The sequence below is a fragment of the Nonomuraea ferruginea genome, assembly GCF_039540635.1.
In the GTDB taxonomy this organism is placed as follows: Bacteria; Actinomycetota; Actinomycetes; order Streptosporangiales; family Streptosporangiaceae; genus Nonomuraea; species Nonomuraea ferruginea.
Genome location: NZ_BAABFD010000056.1, coordinates 1 through 1,296, shown reverse-complemented (window position 1 = coordinate 1,296; position 1,296 = coordinate 1). Strand labels below are relative to the sequence as shown.

The window sequence follows — 1,296 nt, the reverse complement described above, 5'->3', positions numbered from 1 at the left end:
CTCGATCGGGTGATCATCCGGTTCGCCGGTGACTCCGGTGACGGCATGCAACTCACCGGTGACCGGTTCACCGCGGGCACCGCCGAGTTCGGCAACGACCTGTCCACGCTGCCCAACTTCCCCGCCGAGATCCGCGCCCCGGCCGGCACCCTGCCCGGCGTGTCCAGCTTCCAGCTGCACTTCGCCGACCACGACATCCTCACCCCCGGCGACGCCCCCAACGTCCTGGTCGCGATGAACCCCGCCGCGCTCAAGGCCAACCTGGCCGATCTGCCGCGCGGCGCCGACATCATCGCCAACACCGACGAGTTCACCAAACGCAACCTGGCCAAGGTCGGGTATGCCGCCAGCCCGCTAGAAGACGGGTCGCTGGCCGAATGGCGGGTGCACTCCGTGCCGTTGACGTCGTTGACGGTCAAGGCGCTGGAAGACTTCGACATCAGCAAGAAGGACGCCGAACGCGCCAAGAACATGTTCGCGCTCGGCCTGCTGTCCTGGCTCTACCACCGCCCCACCGAGCAGACCATCAGCTTCCTGGAAACCAAGTTCGCGCGGAAGCCGGAGATCGCCAAGGCCAACATCGCCGCCTTCCAGGCCGGCTGGAACTTCGGCGAGACCACCGAGTCGTTCTCGGTCTCCTACGAGGTGAAGCCGGCCCGGCTGGCGCCGGGCGTGTACCGCAACATCTCCGGCAACCAGGCGCTGGCCTACGGCCTGATCGCCGCCGCCGTCCAAGCCCGGCTGCCCCTGTTCCTCGGCTCCTACCCGATCACCCCGGCCTCGGACATCCTGCACGAGCTGTCGAAGCACAAGCAGTTCGGCATCCGCACCTTCCAGGCCGAGGACGAGATCGCCGGTGTCGGTGCGGCGCTGGGGGCGGCGTTCGGCGGCGCGCTCGGGGTGACCACCACGTCCGGTCCGGGCGTGGCGTTGAAGGCCGAGACCGTCGGGCTGGCAGTGACCACGGAGTTGCCGTTGATCGTGGTGGACGTGCAGCGGGCCGGCCCTTCCACCGGTATGCCGACCAAGACCGAGCAGACCGACCTGCTGATGGCGTTGTTCGGCCGCAACGGCGAGTCGCCGGTGCCGGTCATCGCGCCGATGTCGCCTTCGGATTGTTTCGACGCGGCGGTGGAAGCGGCTCGTATCGCGGTGGCCTATCGGACGCCGGTGATGTTGTTGTCGGATGGGTATCTGGCCAACGGGTCGGAGCCGTGGCGGCTGCCGGAGGTGTCCGCGCTGCCGGACATCAGTGTGCCGTTCACGACCGAGCCGAACGGCGAGGACGGGGCGTTC

The 1,296-nt window shown here is 68.3% G+C and carries 1 protein-coding gene; it reads left to right on the top strand.

Going from position 1 to position 1,296, the window contains the following annotated elements:
- The coding region (locus ABD999_RS43740; protein WP_345483302.1) for a 2-oxoacid:acceptor oxidoreductase subunit alpha at window positions 1-1,296 on the top strand (1,296 nt) is incomplete at both ends.